This is a genomic window from Anabaena sp. WA102 (assembly GCF_001277295.1).
Lineage (GTDB): Bacteria > Cyanobacteriota > Cyanobacteriia > Cyanobacteriales > Nostocaceae > Dolichospermum > Dolichospermum heterosporum.
Window position 1 is genome coordinate 4,105,090 of sequence record NZ_CP011456.1, and the last position, 21,646, is coordinate 4,126,735.

At 37.0% G+C, this 21,646-nt stretch carries 16 protein-coding genes; 7 read left to right on the plus strand and 9 right to left on the minus strand.

What is annotated here, in order from left to right; translation table 11 throughout:
* Positions 1-314 precede the first annotated feature (314 nt).
* From AA650_RS17910 to sipA, 7 genes are all read right to left on the minus strand, one after another.
* Complete coding sequence (locus AA650_RS17910) at positions 315-3,260, minus strand: UPF0182 family protein (protein ID WP_234413221.1); 2,946 nt, start codon at positions 3,258-3,260, stop codon at positions 315-317.
* Positions 3,261-3,435: 175 nt separating this feature from the next.
* Positions 3,436-4,821 carry a cobyrinate a,c-diamide synthase gene (locus AA650_RS17915; protein WP_053540049.1) on the minus strand — a complete coding sequence of 462 codons (1,386 nt, stop codon included), beginning with the start codon at positions 4,819-4,821 and terminating at the stop codon, positions 3,436-3,438.
* Between the two features lie 79 nt (positions 4,822-4,900).
* On the minus strand, positions 4,901-6,799 hold the full coding sequence (locus AA650_RS17920; RefSeq protein WP_053540050.1) for a CheR family methyltransferase: 1,899 nt from the start codon (positions 6,797-6,799) through the stop codon (positions 4,901-4,903).
* Positions 6,800-7,017: 218 nt separating this feature from the next.
* Positions 7,018-7,611: a chemotaxis protein CheB gene (locus AA650_RS17925; RefSeq protein WP_053540051.1), complete on the minus strand. Its 594-nt coding sequence runs from the start codon at positions 7,609-7,611 to the stop codon at positions 7,018-7,020.
* A 200-nt stretch (positions 7,612-7,811) separates the two neighbouring features.
* Positions 7,812-8,681 (minus strand): polyphosphate kinase 2 family protein, encoded by an 870-nt coding sequence (locus AA650_RS17930; RefSeq protein WP_053540052.1) that lies wholly within the window; start codon positions 8,679-8,681, stop codon positions 7,812-7,814.
* A gap of 78 nt (positions 8,682-8,759) precedes the next feature.
* Complete coding sequence (locus tag AA650_RS17935; protein WP_053540053.1) at positions 8,760-9,317, minus strand: peroxiredoxin; 558 nt, start codon at positions 9,315-9,317, stop codon at positions 8,760-8,762.
* 52 nt (positions 9,318-9,369) lie between these two features.
* Positions 9,370-9,612 (minus strand): regulatory protein SipA, encoded by a 243-nt coding sequence (gene sipA, locus AA650_RS17940; RefSeq protein ID WP_039204971.1) that lies wholly within the window; start codon positions 9,610-9,612, stop codon positions 9,370-9,372.
* A gap of 693 nt (positions 9,613-10,305) precedes the next feature.
* On the opposite strand from sipA, the gene AA650_RS17945 reads away from it, so the two are divergent.
* The 7 genes from AA650_RS17945 (at position 10,306) to AA650_RS17965 (ending at position 19,516) form a co-directional block, all read left to right on the plus strand.
* Positions 10,306-10,890, plus strand: coding sequence for a hypothetical protein (locus AA650_RS17945; protein WP_053540054.1), 585 nt, complete (start codon positions 10,306-10,308; stop codon positions 10,888-10,890).
* 783 nt (positions 10,891-11,673) lie between these two features.
* A complete protein-coding gene (locus AA650_RS17950) occupies positions 11,674-12,513 on the plus strand; it encodes an FAD-binding domain-containing protein (RefSeq protein ID WP_053540055.1) in 840 nt (279 codons plus the stop codon).
* A 111-nt stretch (positions 12,514-12,624) separates the two neighbouring features.
* Positions 12,625-12,765, plus strand: a complete 141-nt coding sequence (locus AA650_RS28140) for a hypothetical protein (RefSeq protein ID WP_168636572.1) — start codon at positions 12,625-12,627, stop codon at positions 12,763-12,765.
* 928 nt (positions 12,766-13,693) lie between these two features.
* Positions 13,694-15,859 (plus strand): type I DNA topoisomerase, encoded by a 2,166-nt coding sequence (topA, locus tag AA650_RS17955; RefSeq protein ID WP_053540056.1) that lies wholly within the window; start codon positions 13,694-13,696, stop codon positions 15,857-15,859.
* 290 nt (positions 15,860-16,149) lie between these two features.
* Positions 16,150-16,320, plus strand: a complete 171-nt coding sequence (locus AA650_RS28145) for a hypothetical protein (RefSeq protein WP_199924288.1) — start codon at positions 16,150-16,152, stop codon at positions 16,318-16,320.
* A gap of 239 nt (positions 16,321-16,559) precedes the next feature.
* A complete protein-coding gene (locus tag AA650_RS17960) occupies positions 16,560-16,952 on the plus strand; it encodes a hypothetical protein (protein WP_053540057.1) in 393 nt (130 codons plus the stop codon).
* Complete coding sequence (locus tag AA650_RS17965; protein ID WP_053540058.1) at positions 16,952-19,516, plus strand: AAA family ATPase; 2,565 nt, start codon at positions 16,952-16,954, stop codon at positions 19,514-19,516. The genes AA650_RS17960 and AA650_RS17965 overlap by 1 nt, the downstream gene beginning before the upstream one ends.
* Before the next feature lie 114 nt (positions 19,517-19,630).
* On the opposite strand, the gene AA650_RS17970 is transcribed toward AA650_RS17965, so the two are convergent.
* Entirely contained in the window at positions 19,631-20,746 is a 1,116-nt protein-coding gene (locus tag AA650_RS17970) for an RRXRR domain-containing protein (protein WP_053540059.1), read from the minus strand.
* A gap of 254 nt (positions 20,747-21,000) precedes the next feature.
* Positions 21,001-21,564 (minus strand): GAF domain-containing protein, encoded by a 564-nt coding sequence (locus AA650_RS17975; RefSeq protein ID WP_053540060.1) that lies wholly within the window; start codon positions 21,562-21,564, stop codon positions 21,001-21,003.
* Between the last annotated feature and the right edge of the window lie 82 nt (positions 21,565-21,646).

Here is a 21,646-nt window from a genome sequence, read left to right on the forward strand (position 1 = left end):
GGCAAGAGGCAAGAGGCAAGAGTGAAGAGGGTTTGGGCGATTTTACGTTTCTTTACACAGTTTGGTTTTATTGTGTTCACCTACTTAGTTACATTTTCCTGGAAGTTTTTATTTTAAGTAGTGAGACAGAATTAATTACACAATGTCACTGCGTAAGCGTTGCGTGGCGTTAGCCATATGGAACGAAGTGAAATAAAGCAATCGCAAGGGTTGTGATTGCTTCCCTTCCCTCGGAATGACTGTAAATATTTTTGTCCAATTACTTATTAGTTTAAACTAAAATCAGTATAATTCTGAGTTGAAATATCAGCTATTTAACCAGGGGGTATTTCGTCTTCTAGGAGACGAATAATAGTTGCTGGTGGTGCGAGTTCTGGTTGAAAGATTCCTTGTAGTGCTTGTTCTAAGGTGGGTGCCATGATGATGCGATTTTCATAGGCTACGACTACTCTCACTAATGTTGGTAAACTATTTTGTGTGGCTTCTAAATAAATTGGTTCAACATATAGTAATGATTGCTCAATGGGAACTATTAACAGATTACCTTGAATTACTCTGGAACCTTGACGATTCCATAGGGAAATTTGTTGAGAAATAACTGGATCTTGATTTATTCTGGCTTCAATTTGTTCTTGTCCATAAATTAAACGTTCTTTGGGAAAGTTATATAATACTAATTTCCCATAATTTTCACCGTCGGAACGTGCTGCTAACCAAGCGATTAAATTGGTGCGTTGTTTGGGTGTGTAGGGAAGTAGGAGGATGAATTCTTCAAAGGAAACGTTAGGGAGACTGGTTATTAAATAGTAGGGTTCAACTTTACGGCTTTCGTTACCATAGATTTCATTGGGAATCTGCCATTGATCTTCCCGATTATAAAATACCTGGGTATCTGTCATGTGGTAGATCATTAAGCGTTCAGATTGAATTTTGAAATAATCTACTGGATAGCGGAGATGATTGCGGAGATTGATTGGTAAATTATTCAGTGGTTGAAACATTTTGGGAAATATTTTTGACCAAGCTGTAATTAATGGATCGGAGGCATCAGCAATGTAAAATCTGACTGTACCGTTGTTAGCATCAATGACGATTTTAACAGAGTTACGGATATAGTTAATACTATTTTTACCTGTATCTGAGTAAGGATAGCGATCGCTTGTGGTGTAAGCATCAACTATCCAATAAAGATAATTTTCTTTACCGGGAAATTGTTGATTTTGACCATCTATATGGGCATCTGCTACAACTAAATAAGGATCACTATCAAATTTTAAAAAAGGGGCAATGGTGCGAATTCGTTGGTTAATATTCCGCCGTAATAATATTTTGGTTTCTGGTAAAAAATCTCTGGTAAATATCATTTTCCAGTCTTTTAAATATATGGAAAATAGCCATCTTCGCCATAGAGAGTTGATATGAATACCCCCTAATCCATCATAACTATTATAAACATTATCGCTGCCACTGGGATAATCTAATTCTTTAACTTTTGTCCCAGTCATGACGTGAGTATTACTAATTTCTCCATAATAAATTCGGGGTTGTCCGATGGGAATACTGGCACGAATATTAGGACTAGAAGTATTTAATACGCTACCATTTTCACTAATATCTTTGACAAAATATTCTGGTAATCCACCAGCAGCAACGGTATTGACGGGACTCATAGTGAAGCCATAACCATGAGTATAAATCATATTTTGGTTTACCCATGTTTGTGCTTGGAGGGGAACATCTGGATAATTTAATTCTCTCGCTGCAATTAGTACCTGTTGTTTTTCTTGATCACCGTTATTTTTAATTAAATATCTATCAATATCAGCATCGGGAAATTTATAATAAGGGCGAATTTGTTGTAACTGACGGTTAGTTTTTAATAATGGTTCTTGATCCCAAAGCCGAATATTTCTAATTGTCAATTCATTGGCTTTGATATCTGCTTCTGTGAGTTTTCCTGTGGGGTTAAATATTTGAGAGTCAATGACATCTAAATTAAATGCTTGACGAGTTAGGGCGATATTTCGCATTATATAAGGTTGTTCTTTTTGTAATTCATTTGGCTCAACAATAAAATTTTGTACAGCCATAGGTACAATGAAATTACCTATGAATATCAAAGTTATATAAATACCTAAAGCATAACTTACCCGACGATGATGTGAAGATTTTTGTTGCCAAAATACAGTTAACCATAATAAGTATAAGGCTATAGATACTGATAAAATATACAGTATTGTATCTGCTGGTAATTGGGCTTTAACATCAGTATAACTAGCTCCATAACTGACACCACGAACCGAGTATAGGAGTTGATAACGACTGAGCCAATAATTTAAAGATACGACTAACATTAAACAGCCGACTAATCCCGATAAATGGCGCATTTGTGGAGAAGAAAATCCGGGAAAAACGGCTTGACTGAGACTATTTGCTGATAATAAATAGGTGAGAATGACGCTAATACAAGCATATAGGGATAATCCTATTAACCAAAATCCTAAAAGTTCCCAAATGGGGAGATGGAAAATATAAAAACTGATATCCTTGCCAAATAATGGTTCAGGATGATCAAAGGAAATAGGATGAAAAGATAAGAGAATTTTTGCCCAATGTTGAGATAGTATCCAGCCAAAGATAAGACTAAAAATAATAGCGATCGCTCTGAAGCACAATTTGCTATAAATTAATATAGCCATAGATAATCCCCCCAATAGTCCTAAAGACCAAGGTTGAGAAATTATCTGTCTTCCCAACTGTAAAATTATCTCGGCTCGAAATAATAGTGGTACTGATAAACTAGATTGATTAACTTTCTCTAACCAATAGGAGAGGGCAATGTTTCCATAGTGTATTAGCATCAGGCACAGTAAAAAAATTAACCCTAATATTAGAGGTAAGAGCGATCGCAATTTAATTTTACTGGTATAATTTTGCCATTGAGGGGATTGATTATTTCTGGGATATTGAGGACTAAGAAAACTCGTTAATCTTTGACTAATTTTTAGTTCCTGTACCGGAATAGAATGAGAAAAAGGGGGATATTTCAACCTCTCAGCTAAAGTCAGATTTCCTAATAAGTAAATGGCGCTCAAACTCACAATAAACAACCATAAACTCCCCTGAGTTAACAATCTTTGCAAAAATACTTCTATATAACCAACTTCCTGAAACCAAAAAATTTCCGCACCCAAATAAGCAGCTATATATAAGAATAGCCACAAACTCAAACATCCTATAAAAACTCTAATAGTTTTCATTTTTAAACCATTTAATGTCATTTGTCACTAGGATTTTAGAAGGTGTTTTAAAAGTTATGGTTGATGTATCAAATATTTTTTACCCCACCCTAACCCTCCCCTTACTAAGGGGAGGGAACTGGATTTTTATTGTTTCCCCCCTTTATAAGAAAGGGGGGTAACAATGTGATGAAAATTACGGGATACGACTTTTCAAACATCCTCTTAAACATTCCTGGATAAATCTTTGAGGAATTTCTCTACTTTCTCCCCAGTGTTGATGAATATAAGAAGCATGAACATTGGGTAAATTCCAACCTTCAAAACCTGTATTTTCATCACAATCATAGCGATAGGTATTAAATAATGGTTGGGGAGAATTGGTGATTACATGAGAACGATGAAATTCATGTCCAAAAATGTTTTTATTGCTATCAAGTAAAAAAGTATTTTCTAAAACTACTGCGCGACGATATCCTAATGTTAATCTTTTATCCATTTGTGCATAAGTGGGTAATATTCCTACCATTGACCAAGAGTTACCATCAAAATCAATAATTTTTTCACACAAATACATCAATCCTCCACATTCCGCAATTGTGGGTATTCCTCCTAAAATTGAGTTTTTGACTGTTTGTATTAGGCTGGTATTTTTAGATAATTGTTGTGCGAATACTTCAGGAAACCCTCCACCAAAATACATTCCTTGGATATCTTTGGGTAATTGATCATCATTTAATGGACTCCAAAATACTAATTCTGCTCCTAATTCTTCTAGTAGATCTAAGTTATCTTGATAGTAAAAATTAAAGGCTTGATCTCGCGCTACAGCAATTCTTACAGCAGAATTGGGAGTTGAGAATTGAGAATTGAGAATTGGGGAAGATGCTGATTTTAAAAGTGGGAGAAGTTTATCCCAATCAAAGTAAATATCACCTAAATCTGCCAAACTATTAATTATTTGATCTAATTCTGGTAATTCTGCGGTGGGAATTAAACCCAGATGACGGTCAGGAATGGTAATATTATCTTGTCGTCGTAAGACACCGAGTATGGGTAATTGTAAAGGTGAAAGGGCAGCTTTTAATAATGATAAATGCCGATCGCTTCCGACTCGATTTAAGACTAATCCAGCAACTTTAATTCTACTATCTAAAGAACAATAACCGTGAGCGATCGCAGCTACTGAACCCGATAAACGACTACAATCAATTACTAATATTATTGGTATATCTAATAATCTAGCAACGTGGGCTGTACTTGCAAAGTCGGTTTTTTCATTTGTGTTTGACAAATGGCTAATACCATCAAACAAACCCATTACCCCTTCAACTAAAGTATATTCAGACTGGGGAGAATGATGGTGAAAACATTGCTGCACATAACTTTCTGAAGTTAGCACAGCATCTAAATTTCGGCAAGGAAGACCAGTAACATATTGATGAAACATCGGATCAATATAATCGGGTCCCACCTTAAAAGATTGCACTTTTACACCACGACGACGTAAAGATGCTAATAGGGTAAGTGTAACTGTTGTTTTCCCGACTCCACTCCGTTCTCCAGCAATAATTATAGACATAGATTAGCAATTAAAAATTAACAATTAAAAATAAAGACTGGGCGCAGGCCCTGCGCCCCTACCTCCTGACTCCTTGCTATTATCCTTCCCGTTGTCTTTCTTCAATGTCCACTGGAGAAATCATACTATTGATTTTCTCCACATCTGTTATCATAATGATAATACCTTCTACTGTTTCTTTTAGTAAAGGACTACAGGCAACATAACATTGGATTTTTTTACCGCGACGATTGGTGGCATTCAGAAGTATTTCCTGTAATTTCTTCTTACTAGATATAATATCACGAAGGGAATTTCGCAGTTGTTCTACAGGTAAACCGATATCCAAACTAAACCAGGATTTATTCATTACTTCGTCACTGCGTAAACCCCACATATCCTCAACTGTATGATTCCAAATTAAAATATTAAAACTATTATCTAAGACTACCATTCCCATTTGCAGAGAGCTTAAAATAGAAGCAAGAAAAATATTAGTTTGGTCAAGTTCAGTGGTGCGATCGCTTAATTCATTATTTATTGTTTGTAATTCTTCATTAGCAGATTGGAGTTCTTCATTCATTGTCTCCATTTCTTGATTTGTTGATTGCAATTCTTCATTGGTTGTTTCTAGTTCTTCATTAGTAGATTGCAATTCTTCATTGGTTGTTTCTAGTTCTTCATTAGTAGATTGCAATTCTTCATTGGTTGTTTCTAATTCCTGTCGAGAGCGTTGTAATGCTGTTTGGAGTTTCAGATAACGGGTGACATCATTAAAAGAGATTGTGACACCGAGAATGGTTTGATCATTATCTTGTAAAGGAATGATTCGCACATCTAAATATTGAACTTCTGAATTTGGCTGATAACGTTCAACATTTGTGAGTATAATAGGATGGCGTTCATTATATACTTGCTCGATTAATGAGCGTAACTCTACAGGTCTATAGGATAATTCTAAATCCTGAAAGGGGCGATTTAAATCTTTATTTGTCAGGTTAAATAAACGTCGAGCTTCTTCATTAATCATAATTAATATACCATGATTATCAATAACAACTTGGGCGCTAGACGCTGTATCAAAAGCCAAATCTCTAATTCGCAGTTCTTCAGCATAAACATTATTAGAGGATTCTTTATTTTGCAAATTTGTCATAACTAGTTGACGATTACGGATGTTTCCCAAAGATACTTTCGCAAATACACGATCTTTTAAATGTATAGGTATAAATAAATTAGAGTGCATGACTAACATCTCTGCTTTTCCTAAAAATAGATAGCCATGATCATTAATGGCAAAATGAAACCGATTGATAATCTTTCCTTGTATTTCTGAATTAAAATACATTAAGGTATTGCGACAAGCCAATAAATCTAAACGAGAAATTGGTGCATCCTGAAGTAAATCATGACGACCAAAAATCACGCAACGACGCAAATCTTGGCGAAAAACATAATTTTTATTTACTAGATCAAAATATTTATCGCGCAGTTCTGATGGAACTTCAATGATATTTTTGGCTGAATAACTAGCTTGACGAGCTTGGGTGAGAGCTTCTTCGTCTACATCTGTTGCGTAGATTTTTACCCGCTTACGAAACTCTTCTACTCCCAATATTTCTGCTAGAACCATTGCTAAAGTATAAGCCTCTTGTCCAGACGCACAACCAGCACTCCAGAACCGAAGCTGTTCATCTTTTTGTTTATTTTTGATGATATCAGGGATAATTTCTTTGGCTAAATATTCCCAAGCTGAACTATCTCTAAAAAAAGCAGTCACATTAATTAAAATGGTATTAAATAAATTTTTAAACTCATCTGGATGAACTTCTAAATAATCTTGATAATTCACAAAGCTATCTATATTTAAAGTCTCCATCTCTTTAATAACACGACGCATTAAAGTCGAACGTTTATAACCTGTGAAATCAAACCCTCGATTGATTCTCAAATATTGGAGGAGATTTTCAAAATCCAGATCCTTGTGTGGAGCATTCATAAAATCAATTAGGTTTTTACTAGAAATAGATACACATCATAGATAATTACAAATTATAAACTTCCCCTGTTCCCTATTCCCTTTTCTCAACTTATCGGTTGAGCATAACAAGTACCGAAGAACCGAGAATATTGAACTTGCAAAACTATTGTTCATACATAGTCAGTCTTTAATAATAACATAAATTGGTGGTATTTTATGGTAAAACAGCATGGAGATTATGACGAAATAGCGTGAGACATAACCAAAGTTATCAAAGCGGAAGAAATTTCTGTTAAAGGGAGGATGAAATCTACATTCCCTGTCTTAATTGCTGAAGATGGCATTCCCGGAAATTCAGCACTTTTGTCATCCTGGACAATTACCGTCCCACCCATTTTTTTGATTGCTTCCACTCCCATTGCGCCATCACTACCAGTTCCTGTGAGGACAACAGCGATCGCTCTTTCTTTATAACTTGCTGCCACGGATTCAAACAACAAATCCGCCGAAGGACGGAGAAAATGCACCATTTCCGACTGAGACAAAGAAGCTGTACCATCACTATTCACCAACAGGTGGTTATTCGGAGGAGCAATATAAACAGTCCCCGGAGTGAGTTCATCTCCTGCTTTTGCTTGGACTACTTTCAGTGGAGTCCGACGACTGAGAATTTCTGCCATCAGGGATGGATGACGAGGATCTAAATGTTGAACCACAACAATTGCTGCTCGGAAATTTGCAGGTAAATTTGAAAGCACCTCAATTAATGCCGTTAATCCACCAGCAGAAGCCGCTAAAGCCACAATATCAAAGTTAGGAAGATTTGGCATATTTATCCTGAAAATTATCTTCTTTCCCAACTCTAAGATATCTAAATTTTCAACTCATTCCCTGTACCTACAGACCTATGGATCAATCATAGCTAATTTGTAAACATATAAATGCTTAGATCCCCGACTTCTTAAAGAAGTCGGGGATCTTTTTTCTTAAAGAAGTCGGGGATCTTTTTGTTCACATTTCACTGACAAAGCTAATTTTCTGCTTCCAGATTTTTTTTAGCTTCCTGTAATTGCTTTTTATTTTCCTCACTAATTTCAGGATATTGCAAATTTAATTCCTGTAACTTTGTGCAAATAATATCTGCTACCACCAACCGTGTAAACCATTTCCGATCAGCAGGAACAATATACCAGGGAGCAAATTCTGTACTTGTATTGTTAAAAACTTGCTCATAAGCATCCATATAATCATCCCAAAAAGCCCTTTCTCGGATATCACTAGCAGAAAATTTCCAATGTTTTTCCGGTGAATCAATCCGTGCTAAAAACCGCTTTCTTTGCACCGATTTTGAGACATTTAGAAAAAACTTCAGCACAATTACCCCATTATTAACCAAGTATTTTTCAAAATTATTAATTTCCTCAAATCGCTGTTTCCATATCTGATTACCTTGAGGAAACTTGGGTAATTGTTGTTTTTTAAGAATTTCTGGATGGACACGAACTATAAGTAATTCCTCGTAATATGAACGATTAAAAATGCCAATTCTACCCCTTTCCGGGAGAGACTTCATCGAACGCCATAAATAATCATGATCTAATTCTTCCTCACTAGGAGATTTAAAACTAAATACCTGACACCCTTGGGGATTCACCCCCGACATCACGTGCTTAATGGTGCTATCCTTACCAGCAGCATCCATAGCTTGAAAAATAATTAACAAAGAATAACTATTCTGGGCATAGAGAACATCTTGATATTTAGCTAGTTGTAAAACACCTGTTTTTAATTTTTTAATCGCATCAGTTTTTGGGTGAAACTCGCATCTATAACCTGGATTATAGTCCTTGATCAAAGAAATCTGATCACCTGGTTTAACAATATAAGGATCATGATTCATCTCAAAAAATTAGCCTCCAATGGAATTATCCCTGGCGATTGGAAAGATGCCTCCGGCATCTTTCTAATCGCCCTCTTGCTAAGAAACAGAAGATTGCAACTTGTTCAACATTTCCAAAACTTGCATACTGTGAATACTAGGATTAACCTTCACAAAAGTTGCGCGTAATATCCCTTGAGGATCAATAATAAAACTATGGCGCATAGAGACAACACCTATCCAAGAACCATAAGCCTTACTAACTTCACCCTTAATATCAGCTAACAAAGGAAATTTTAACCCCTCCGAGTCACAAAATTCTGCATGAGAATCAACATCATCAGCACTGATACCAATAATCTCAGTATTTTTCTGAATATATTTAGGTAAATCTTGCTGAAACCGTCGGGCTTCAATAGTACAACCAGAAGTAAAATCTTTGGGGTAGAAATAAAGAACTACCCACTTACCCCGAAAATCAGCTAGAGAAACTTTACCATTGCCTGTATTAGTGGGTAAGGTAAACTCAGGTGCAGGTTGATTAATTGTGGGTAATTTACCACCTAAAGCTTGAGCAGGAGGGGTAAAATTAAACCAACTAATAACAGCCAAACAAGAAGCAAATAAAATGCTAATAAAAGTGCGACGGGAACCCATTTTCTCAACCAAAAGAATAACTTAAATAAGTTTACATTTTTGTTGTTCTCTTTCAATCTGATTGCGGTTCGGACAGGTTTTCGATACTTTCAATGTGTTGGCTATCTATGAGAAAAGCGCCTCTAGTAAAGCGGACACCCCAATAACCACCAGGGCGATGGTCAAGAACTATACCTTCCTCGCCAATATGAATTACTTCAGGGGGACGTAACATAGGCATTGGTTCAGCCGTTTTCAGGTATGGTGGCAATGATACCACACGGACTTTACTACCAATTGGGAATTCTGAAGACATTTTGCAATGGTTTGTAGTTTTGAATAAGTAGGCAGGCAAAATTAATTATATAAAAGATTTAGATTTAATGTAGGTGTAGGGGTAGCGCCCCAGTGCCTACCCCGATAAGTAATTGGACAAAAATATTTAAGTAGGTGAACACAATAAAACCAAACTGTGTAAAGAAACGTAAAATCGCCCAAACCCTCTTACCTCTTGCCTTTTGCCTTTTGCCTCTTGCCTTGCCATAACGACAATTTTCAACGCCAACCTACTTACAGTCATTGCGAGGGAAGGGAAGCAATCACAACCCTTGGAATTGCTTCATTTCACTTCGTTCCATTGGCTTTCATTCCTTGCCTAAGGGATCACCAAAAAATAAATTACCCAATTTTGTGGGATGGGCATCCTGTCTGTCCTTGGTAATTAGCGGGCAAGATGCCCGCACCACAAGAAACTTTTGGGGATTTTTTTAATTGGAAGTCCCTAAAGGACAGTTAAGTTTTTCCGCCAAGGTCCAAAACCTGCCCTCAAGGGTTTTTAGCCTATTTTCTTATAAAATTTCATAGCATTAAGTAGGTTGGCGTTGAAAATTGTCGTTATGGCAAGGCAAAAGGCAAAAGGCAAGAGGCAAGAGGCAAGAGGGTTTGGGCGATTTTACGTTTCTTTACACAGTTTGGTTTTATTGTGTTCACCTACTTAAATTCGATAATCATGAAAATAAGATTTCTCAATTATTCTCTTGCGCTGGTGGTTTTATGTGGCGGATATACAATTACTCCAACTATAGCCGCTAACCAACAGGTAAAAGTAGCGAAATCTATCTGGAAGTTGTTTTCTCCTGCTGACGGTAGTTTTCGGATTTTAATGCCAGGGAATCCCAGAGAGACTAAACAAACAGTAAATACAAAATCGGGGAAAATTAAATTAAATCTGTTTAGTGTTGAACGCCAACAAGAGGAAGTTAATTATGCCGTTGGTTATGTTGATTATTCCTCTGAATATATTGAATTATTAAATCGCAAAAAGCTGGTTGAAAAGGCTTTAGATAACGGACGCAATAATGTGGTTAAAAAAGCCAAAGGAACTTTAATTAGTGAACAAAAAATTAGATTAAGTCCTTATTTTGGCAGGGAAATTAGCTATAGTAAACCGGGAGGAAACATTGTCAAACTAAGAATATATTTAGTTAAAACCCGGTTATATCAAGTAAGTGCGGAAACTACCAAAAAAAGACAGAAGTTTTTAACTAAGAGTATAGAAGGGTTTTTAAATTCCTTTAATGTATCTTCAAGATAAATACGATGTTGAGCGCATAATATTTTGGGCGCAGTCCTTGTTTGGGTACATTCCTTGCTTGGGCGCAGTCCTTATTTGGGCGCAGGCCCTGCGCCCCTACGAACTCATTTTAAATATTAATGCTGTTCATCTTATTCCCAGTCTCTGACTGGAAATGAATTCTAGAAGGCTCTGCCTTCAATAATATTAGAGGCAGAGCCTCATCAACTGCATTCCTAGTCAGAGACTAGGAACGAGATGTGGTAGGGATTTGAGCTTAAGTTGACACCAATGAAGCTCTTGCTTTACCCCTACGTTTAGAATCAAACAATCAAGCCGTTTTGAGTATAAGTAGGTGAACACAATAAAACCAAACTGTGTAAAGAAATGTAAAATCGCCTAAACCCTCTTCACTCTTGCCTCTTGCCTCTTGCCTTTTGCCTTGCCATAACGACAATTTTCAACGCCAACCTACTATAATAGGTAAAATGAGTTAGGATATAGACCAATTAGTTAGGGGATAAAACCACATCTGATTGTAAACTACTAATACCAATTTTACGTGAATCTCCACAGAATCATAAAATACATTGACTCATCCTTCCTTATCTGCATTTATTTGCGTTTATCTGCGTTTAATTATTCTTAAAATCTTAAATTGACATAAGTAGGTTGGCGTTGAAAATTGTCGTTATGGCAAGGCAAAAGGCAAGAGGCAAGAGGCAAGAGTGAAGAGGGTTTGGGCGATTTTACGTTTCTTTACACAGTTTGGTTTTATTGTGTTCACCTACATATACAAATTTTATGTTACGTGATTTCCAAAATCGAGCCGAATTAGTCGCATATCTCAAGGAACAGTTCCCCCAAGCCGCAGCACAAGATGATCACATTAGCGATATTCCCGGAGGAAGGAAAGCCGCACAACAAGCGCTACAAAAAATTGACCCCATAGCTTACGCAAAAACCCGCAACTTCCTAACTGGTGACATTACCAAATTGTCACCATACCTTCGTCATGGAGTCTTGAGTTTGCGGGAAGTTCGAGAATATATACTGAACCGAATTGAGAATCCAGAGGATGCTAATAAACTAATTAACGAATTAGGCTGGCGTGATTATTGGCAAAGATTATATGTCAAACTAGGAAACGAGATTTGGCAAAATCAAGAAGAATTCAAAACCGGTTATCAATCAACAGACTACGCAGCCCAACTACCTGAAGATATCACAACCGGAACGACAGGACTAGTTTGCATTGACAGCTTTAGTCAGGAACTACGAGAAACAGGCTACCTACACAACCATATAAGAATGTGGTTAGCAGCTTATATTATCCATTGGCGACATATTCAATGGCAAGCCGGCGCAAAATGGTTTCTTCAACATTTACTCGACGGTGATCCAGCAAGTAACAATATGTCATGGCAATGGGTAGCAAGTACATTTAGTCATAAACCCTATTTTTTCAACCGTGAGAATCTAGAACGTTACAGCAAAGGCGTTTATTGTCGTCAATGTCCCCATTTCGGTAAATGCGACTTTGAAGGCAGTTATGAACAAATAGAACAGCGACTTTTTCCTCAAGCTAAATTCAGCAAACAGCCTAATAGTCAAAGTTGGCAAAAAGGCAATCATCGAAGATAAGCCCACCAATTTGTTAATAAATGTAAAGAATAAGTCCTATCTCAAAAATCAAATGATATCTTAAAAGCATAGGACACCAAGCAAATAAAAACCAACTAAAAGAAAGGGTAAATGATTCAGTGTGTCCCCTATCATCAGCCCGACAATTACAGCGTTATTGATGACGAAGTGGCAACTAGCCAAACTCTAGATGAGGTGGCGAGGCCAAATCCCAGAGCGGAAAGACGTGGAGATGCTGTATTTGCGTTTTAGAAAGTCCACCCTTAGTAACTTAAATTCACTTACTCACTTTAATCATTTGAAACCTGCAAATTCATTAGAACCCGGTCAACCTTGATCGGGTTTTTAGATGTTTATACCTTGTTTTAATGAGAAAATTGCTGTGATATGAGCTAAATAGTCCTTTCCCAATTGATTTTTTACAGTATAATTTAAAGATTTTAAAGCGGCTCTAAGTAGTGAGGCAAAATTAATTACACAATGCCATTGCGTAAGCGTTGCGTGGCGTTAGCCATATGGAACGAAGTGAAATGAAGCAATCGCAAGGGTTGTGATTGCTTCCCTTCGCTCGCAATGACTGTATACTAAACACGGTTGAGACATGGACTTTTACAAAATTACGAAAAACCTAGATTTGTAGGGGTAAAGCAAGAGCTTCATTGGTGTCAACTTAACGTAAAACCCATAGCCCGCCTGGGAATGAATTCCCAGTCTAAGGGACTTCCAAATAAAAAAATACTCAACCACCTAACGCAAAAATCTCTCAAACCCTTATTCCTCTGTGTCCTCTGCGCCTCTGTGGTTCGTTAATCAAGATAATTTATTTCTTGGAAGTCCCTAATAGTATTAACGTAAAACCCATAGCCCGCCTGGGAATGAATTTCTCGTTCCCATACTCTGTATGGGAATGAATTCTAGAAGGCTCTGCCTTCTATGAAAACAGAGGCAGAGCCTCTGTAATAGCATTCCCAGTCAGAGACTGGGAACGAGATATCATCAGGATTTGAGCTTAAGTTGACACCAATGAAGCTCTTGCTTTACCCCTACCCACAGAATCAAATTATTAAGCCGTGTTGAGTATAAATATTTTTGTCCAATTACTTAATTTTTCTTTGTGCTATGAATGGTAAATACACTCGTTCTCAATTATCCTAGATAAAGCATCTCAAAAACAAGCGCCATGCCTAAACGCCTCCTAGTGGTCGAATCTCCCGGAAAAGTCAAAAAATTGAGTCAAATTCTCGGTGCAGATTGGATTGTCCGCGCTAGTTGTGGACATATCCGCGAACTCAGTAACGACGGTGATGATTCACTAGGATTTACAATGGATGGTAATACTGTTCGCTGCAATTATATCCCCCGTGACCAACGGGCAAAAGAAACAATTCAACAATTAAAAGCCGCTGTTAGGCAAGTTGATGAAGTTGTTTTAGCTACAGACCCAGACAGAGAAGGAGAAACCATTGCTTGGCATCTTAAAGAAACGTTAGGATTAAGAGACCCCAAACGAGTAGTTTATACTGAGATTACACCATCAGCAGTGCGAAATGCGATCGCCCATCCCAGAAAACTTGACACTAATTTAATCGGTGCAGGATTATGTCGAGATTGTCTTGATAAGTTGGTAGGTTATAAAGGTAGTCCCCTGGTTTGGGGATTAAATAACGGGGCAAAAAGCGTAGGTAGAGTTCAAAGCGCCACATTACACCTAATTTGTCAGCGCGAAAGAGAGATTCTGGCTTTTGTTCCCCAAGATTACTGGAGTGTGTGGGTAGATTATCAAGAAGGATTTCGGGCTTTTTACAAAGGTACGGCCAATACTGACAAAGAAACACCAGAAGCAGAAACGGAAACTCACGATGATGCAGCTAGTAACAACCCAGAAAAACCTGAATCTCAGCGCGTTCTCTCGGAAGCAGAAGCCACAAGATTAGTTGAAGAAGCAAAACTTCATCCTCATCAAATTATTCACCTAGAAGGGAAACTGGTTTATCGTCAACCCCCTCCACCATTTACCACCTCCACCCTCCAACAAGCTGCCGGTTCAAAGTTGAAATTTTCCCCTGACAAAACTATGCAGGTGGCGCAAAAGCTATATGAGGCAGGGTTGATTACATATATGCGAACAGATTCAGTCATGTTGAGTCCTGAATTTTGTGCGAGCGCTCGTCAATGGTTGGAACAAAATGACCCGCAAAATGTCCCCCAGCAAGTAGCCAAACAGCGTAGTAGTAAAACCGCTCAGGAAGCACACGAAGCCATTCGTCCTACAGATGTTTTTCGTCCTTCGGTGCAATTACGGGCAGAATTACCTGAAGATGAGTTTAACCTATATGTGATGATTTGGAAAAGAGCGATCGCTTCTCAATGTCGTCCGGCTCAACTTCGTAAAACTCTAGTAATTACGAAATCAGGTAATATCTTATGGCAAGCTAGAGGGCAGGTAATTGAATTTTACGGTTATGCAAAATATTGGCTGAATCTGAGCAAAGATGCAGTTTTACCCTTATTGCAACAGGGACAAATCCTAACTTTAGCCAAAGCTGGACATGACCAAAAACAAACCCAACCACCACCCAGATATAGCGAACCCAAACTTGTCCAATTAATGGAACGTAAAGGCATTGGTCGTCCTAGCACTTATGCTCCGACAATTGCTACTTTAAAGAAACGCAATTATGTGGAGTTAAAAAAAGATAATCTTCAACCCACAGCTTTGGGTTTAGAAGTTGATGAATTTTTACAAAAGGCTTTACCAGATTTATTAGAAGCGGAATTTACTGCTAAAATGGAAGATGCCCTAGATGCAATTTCTGAAGGAAAAAACTCTTGGCAACATTACCTAACTACTTGGAATCAAAGTTATTTTGTTCCTGCACTTTCCAAAGCTAAAACTGTGGTTGTTAATTCATCAACTACAGCTAAAAGTAATAATTTTCTTGAGCGTAAATATGAAACTTCTAAAACTCGTTGTCCTGATTGTAAGAACTGTTTAGCGAAAATTCCCAGCAGTAAAGTTAAAAAGAAATACTTTCTTAAATGTGTGAGTGGTTGCGAAAACATTGTGCTATTTTGGAGTGATTTTCACAAAAAGTGGGAAGCACCGAAAACTAAAACATCTGCAGATGAAAATGCTCCCAAACCTTCAGCAAAAATCACTGCATATCCCTGTCCTGTATGCAAGAAACCTTTGGAGGAATACAGTTACCTCAAAGATGGGCAAAATAAAACTATGCTGCGTTGTTCTGGTCAAGATTCATGGAAGGATACGAAACATAAGGATGTGGCTTATTTTCATACTGCCAAAGGATGGTGGAGTCCTAAATTTGGGAATTTAAATGTCTAAATCAGGATTCCCAGGATTTAAGGATGTACAGGATGTTATTTTTTATTGTTGATGAAAAATAGCGATTTTTGAATGATAGAGAATATACTGTTATTGTAATTATCATTTTTTGTTTTTAAATATTTACAGAAAATCTAGAAATCACAATCCTGTAAATCCTTTAATCCTGGATATCCTGATTCTGACAATATCCAATCAACATTTATTCTGTAAACACAATGCTATTGGTGTACTTCACTTACATAAAATATGCTGTATAATTGAGACGAAATAGATTTTAATATCCTCTCATGACATTACAAGAATTGCAAAAACAAGTGCTAAAATTACCAATGAGCGATTCCTCCGGATCGCTTCGCTATCGCTGGCAATTGGTACAATCACTGCTAGAATCACTACAACAGGAAGTTCAACCAGTTTCAAAGAAGGGTAAGGGACTTCCAAGAAATAAATTATCCTGATTAACGAACCACAGAGGCGCAGAGGACACAGAGGAATAAGGGTTTGAGAGATTTTTGCGTTAGGTGGTTGAGTATTTTTTTATTTGGAAGTCCCTAACTGTTGAGGAATAGGTTGTAGATAATTCCAGAATTTTAAAACTTACTTGCTCATGCGAGCTTTATTTTAGTTAAATTTAATATCAACATCATATGATACAATCAGCCTAACTATTTTTTTAATTTAATACTTAGTGTCAAATATGACTCATGCTTATAACAGAGCCGCATTTACCACTGGTGCAGACAGCAGCAATTATCTATTATCGTTGTATTGTTCACTTGTAGCTCTGGAACTTGCTATTAAAGATCATCTTAATCCACCCTGGAAAAAGGGGCATACAATAATTACTTGGGTTAATGATTTAGGTGAGACTTCACTTGCACAGCAACTACGATCACAACTTGGTGTGTTGCGTTGTACCGATATAACCGGAAATGCTGTTCCTGTGGACGGTGACAATTACCCCGGTATTAGATACATTAGACATGAAGGGGACTTTCCAGGAACCTCTACGGATACTCAAATTAGAGATGCGTTAGAAACTATTAGAGACATCAAGACAAGTTTAAGAACTAAAGGAGTATCTCTGTAATGAATGCTGCTCAACTACTCAAAGAAGCAAAAAAGCTCGGAGAAATACAAACCATATTTAGATTTCCTTACGTTCATATTATCTATCTGTCTCCCAAGTTTCAAAATATTGATGATGAAGAACGTGAAATATCTTTTGCTCAGGATATTAATATAAGTGTGGCAGAACTAAGGACTACACTCCTTAATTCCCTGCTATCATTAAGACTTCTTACCTCAGAGGAATTTGCACTAGAATATCCTGAAAATCGTCCACGAGAAAGAGGACATCATTGGTTAAGTTCTCTTATCGAACAGCAATTTCAAAAATCAGTTGTTAATGATCAGGTTTCAAAAGAACTAAAAATTGTCCATTTTTATGGATATAAAGGTGGACAAGCACGTTCCACTCTACTTGGACTCATGTCTACAGTTTTAGCTGAAGATGGGTGGAAAGTTCTTGTTATAGACAGTGACATTGAAGCCCCATCATTAGACGTAATTTATGGACGAACTTCCGGTTCTATTTCAGGAACTTTGCTAGGAGTAGTTCAGTCTGTTGCAGAAATAAAACCTGAGCGTGTTAAGTCGATACCTTTAGCTGGATATGTAGATTTATTAGCCTGTCGGCCAACTTCGCCAGATTTTAATATTGATGCTGCGGCATTTGCTCTGCGCTCTGCTCTTGAACCAATGATAATTGAGAATGCAGCTAGGCGAATCTCTGAATTTGCGGCTGAAAAATACGATATCATTTTAATCGATCATCGAGCAGGACTTTCACCAGTAACTTTACCCTGGATGACTACACTTCCAGGACCAACAGTTGTATGTGTTCGTCTTGATGATCAATGGCTACCCGCTAAACAATTCATAGAATCTGTCTTGAGAACACATATTTCTAATCCTGGAGTTTTTGTTTCTTGGCAGCCAGATAATGAGAATGAAGAATCATATATAAACAGGAATAATCAACAAATTGAAACATTACTAGATATGCTGGCAGAGATAATATCTCAAGAATCAGAGGATGAAGATTCAGAACTTTCTGCTGTTGAAGTTAGAGATCATTGGATTATTTGGCCTTATGACAGTGCTTTTAGATATAGCCGATTACCAGATAAAAATCAACTAGCACCCAAAAATTTTGATAAACTTAATAGTCTACGCAGTATTTTAAATATAGCTTCTAAAAAGCAGATTCAAAATAATATACTTACCCCAAGTGGAGCTACAGATGAAGGAGATTTGATCCAGACAGATGCTCTCCAACAACTTCTTATACCTGACAATTCAATTTCATATATTTTTGGTAGAAAAGGTACAGGTAAAACTCGATTATTAAAAGAACTAGCCAAAGCAGAAATTGGTGAACCATTACTTGTAACTGCTGATAATGCAGAAGACAAAGGTTTGAAATCTCCTAGTCCAGAACTATCGACAGCTATTGAGCGTTATCGAGATACGCCTGAGAATTTATGGTGGAATTTACTTTTGGCTGCCCTAGAAACAAAGACAACATCAAGAGAATTGTTAAGAGAAAATTTTTCTCGAAAACTAGAGCAGAATTTTAATGGAACTATTATAAATTTAATTATTGATCAATTAAATCAAAGTCCAAAGCGTACTTTTCTTCTTGATGGCTTAGAAACTGCTTTTGATGCTAAACTTACTTTTACATATATTGAAAGCCTTTTTAGATTTATTCAAACTATTGAATCTGATGATAGACTATCAAATCGTTTACAGTTTAAAATTTTCTTAAGAACTGATTTAGCTGAAAGAGGCTATCAGAACATTGAGCAACAAATATTTGGAAAGGTAATTTATCTGAATTGGGATACCCAAAAAATATTTAATTTTATATTATCTCGAATACGTAATATTAACTGGTATCGACAAAATTTTCCAGACTTAATAAAAAGAATAGAAGAAAAACGCGAAGATATTCAGAGAGGTGTTTTATCTACTGAAGAATGCGAAAATTTATTATTAATGGCTTTCCCAGAAAAACTGCGGAGAAATAATCTGGCTACTAAAACATTTCTGAAAACATATTTTGCAGATAGTGCCAGCGAAACACCAGAAGGTAGCACCACTGATAAACTTCGTTACTATCCACGTATTTTCGATAAATTTATTCAAGTAATTGCAAATCCCACATCTACTGATGTAGGTTCTTTTACAGGTAAACAAATTGAAGATGGTAAAATCGATCCTTCACTCATTGTTATAGCTCATGAAGCAGCAGCAAAAGATTATTTAGGGCAGTTGCGTTCTGAACTAAACTATCTAATTAATCTTGCAGATCATATGTCTGAAAATGAACAAAAAATTAGGTCTTTACTTAGTGCATTTGATGGACTGAAAACACCTTTTAAGTTAGATCAATGTATTTCTGAACTAGCTGAAAAAACACAGATAGATAAATCAAAAATCAGGAATGCGATTGAGAGTATGAAGAGAGTGGGAATGTTTGAAGATCGTCCTAAGTATACTGGCGAACTACGAGTTGGCCGCTTGTTTAAATCATCATTGAGAATGAAATATAATCGTAAATATCCTCATAAAGATTCAGGTAATTAAAACCTTCTACATAAAAAATGAGACCCTAAAAAAGTGTGTTAGCAAGTAGGTTGGGTTTTCTTACGTCAACCCAACATTTATTTCATAAGACCTCGCGGTAAGTGGGAAACTCAGTCACTTTAGTGCTGAGAGGGAAGCGACACGGGCGGTTTTAACCGCAGTGGTAATTAGACCTGTTGATCTTCGTATCAACTTAACTTTTTTAACAGTGCATTGTCCTAGTCTTTTCCAATTAGCGTCACTGACAGAGACTTGTTTTTCAGTATCTCCACTAACCCAACCAAAGAATGTTTTATTGCCCTGACTTGCTTCCACAAAGTCACCTTTTCTAAATCCATGACGAGTTGTAGATCCACCATATTTCCGACGATTACCACCTTTACTAAAGGTCATTAAATGTAATTGCCTCCGGCTAATTGGTGGGCGACGCACAATAGTGAATTGGGATTCAGTGACATCTACGCCTCCTACCCAAGATGCACCATGATTTTTAGCTCCTTTCCATGTCTGGTATTTAACAAATTCAGAGCAAGCTAACGTTACTGCATCAACAGCGTGCGTTTCTGGTATTTGCAAAGATTTATCGGATTTTTCTTTATGCAATCCCAGATGCTTACGAAGGTTTGATGTTTCCCAGCCCTTCTTCAAAACGACATTTGTAAGTTTTGATAGTCGGCTAATTTGGTATCTTTGACCAACCATAACGGGACTAAAGCCTTTATTACCGCGTGCTTCAACCTCTTCAATAACAATAGTTTTAATTGGATAAAGTTGGAGGAGTAAACTAATTACTCTATATTCTAAATCTTTGTTTGCCCTAATACTTGGAGGCAATTTTGAGCCACGACGATTATCAAGTCTTGCTTGGCGATGATTACGGACATTGAAAGACAGTTTCCTATTGATTCGCCTTCCGCGCCTATTACGTCGCATCATTGATCGTTGCTCCATCCGGTCTTTGACTGTTTTGAATGGCAAAACTAAATGTAGCATCTGCAAGGTGAACTTTTTGGATTGAACCGCTATACCTGAAAAAAGTTTACCAGGATCTAAACCAATAACTATTTCTTGCGTTTCGGTATTACTTGGTTCGGCTAATAACTGGACATAGAAAATGCCAAGTTTGTCGAATTTGCCGATTGCTTTACCATCTTTGATCCATCGTCTTGCTCGACTTGGTTTAGTTGGCATTAATGGCGTATTGTCTACTGAAATTACGGGTACTCGCATAAAGAGATAATCCTTCGAGTAAAGTTTAATGTCCCTTTGCTCAACGCAATCAAGATGTCTTGGCTTTAACCAACGCTATTACAAGATAGCTTGAAGATAATCCAGACTAGGGAAGTATCTGGAAGTTCGTACCAAATTACGTCTCAATGAGCTAGTCAAACACGTAAGTCTTGATTTCTTACAAGCTCAGTCCCTTTAGGGCTGAGTTATTGACAATGTTAGAGGGTATTCGATTTGAATACAATTATAATTTATTAACTTTCTAAAATATTAGAATCTGTTGCTAAAGTTCGCGCTCCCGTTTGCATTAGTTCAATATCTGTTAATGTCCAATTACGGGAATTTTGACAATGATGCGCTACTAATAGTCCCCATAATCCTCGCGGTATGAGAATTGGTACTACCAAATTGGCGCGAACTTGCATACTGCGAAGAAAATCACGGTGACAATCCTGAATTGGTTCTAATTCTATATCAGCGATCGCTCTTACTCTTCCTTCTAAGTACAAAGCAGCATATTCATGGTTAAAACAACCGCTTGGTCCGGTAAAACCAAGAATCGAATATTCATCAGCACTCAATGATTCAAATGTTACCTGCCCTTGCCATTGTTCATAGAAATAATACAATACTACACGATTAGCCTGAAGTGATTCTCTCAGGTGATTTGTCGTTTTTCGCACTAATTCATCGCGTTCTATTCTGATAACAAGGCGATTAAGTAATTTTTGCAACCCCTCATCAGGGTGACAATTTGAGCGATTTTCAAATTCTGGGGAAGAAGGTTTACCTTGAGCGGAGTCGAAAGGAAGTTGCACAGATTTAAAATAATAACTAATTACACAATTTCACGCTTCTATAGAAATTTATCAGACATTGTACAGAAAATTATTCTTATTT

Coding starts and splice junctions, on each gene's coding strand:
- AA650_RS17945 (WP_053540054.1), top strand. CDS start 10,306: ATGAAAATAAGATTTCTCAATTATTCTCTTGCGCTGGTGGTTTTATGT.
- AA650_RS17970 (WP_053540059.1), bottom strand. CDS start 20,746: ATGCGAGTACCCGTAATTTCAGTAGACAATACGCCATTAATGCCAACT.
- AA650_RS17965 (WP_053540058.1), top strand. CDS start 16,952: ATGAATGCTGCTCAACTACTCAAAGAAGCAAAAAAGCTCGGAGAAATA.
- AA650_RS17950 (WP_053540055.1), top strand. CDS start 11,674: ATGTTACGTGATTTCCAAAATCGAGCCGAATTAGTCGCATATCTCAAG.
- AA650_RS17910 (WP_234413221.1), bottom strand. CDS start 3,260: ATGAAAACTATTAGAGTTTTTATAGGATGTTTGAGTTTGTGGCTATTC.
- AA650_RS28145 (WP_199924288.1), top strand. CDS start 16,150: ATGACATTACAAGAATTGCAAAAACAAGTGCTAAAATTACCAATGAGC.
- AA650_RS17935 (WP_053540053.1), bottom strand. CDS start 9,317: ATGGGTTCCCGTCGCACTTTTATTAGCATTTTATTTGCTTCTTGTTTG.
- topA (WP_053540056.1), top strand. CDS start 13,694: ATGCCTAAACGCCTCCTAGTGGTCGAATCTCCCGGAAAAGTCAAAAAA.
- AA650_RS17920 (WP_053540050.1), bottom strand. CDS start 6,799: ATGAATGCTCCACACAAGGATCTGGATTTTGAAAATCTCCTCCAATAT.
- sipA (WP_039204971.1), bottom strand. CDS start 9,612: ATGTCTTCAGAATTCCCAATTGGTAGTAAAGTCCGTGTGGTATCATTG.
- AA650_RS17930 (WP_053540052.1), bottom strand. CDS start 8,681: ATGAATCATGATCCTTATATTGTTAAACCAGGTGATCAGATTTCTTTG.
- AA650_RS28140 (WP_168636572.1), top strand. CDS start 12,625: ATGATTCAGTGTGTCCCCTATCATCAGCCCGACAATTACAGCGTTATT.
- AA650_RS17915 (WP_053540049.1), bottom strand. CDS start 4,821: ATGTCTATAATTATTGCTGGAGAACGGAGTGGAGTCGGGAAAACAACA.
- AA650_RS17960 (WP_053540057.1), top strand. CDS start 16,560: ATGACTCATGCTTATAACAGAGCCGCATTTACCACTGGTGCAGACAGC.
- AA650_RS17925 (WP_053540051.1), bottom strand. CDS start 7,611: ATGCCAAATCTTCCTAACTTTGATATTGTGGCTTTAGCGGCTTCTGCT.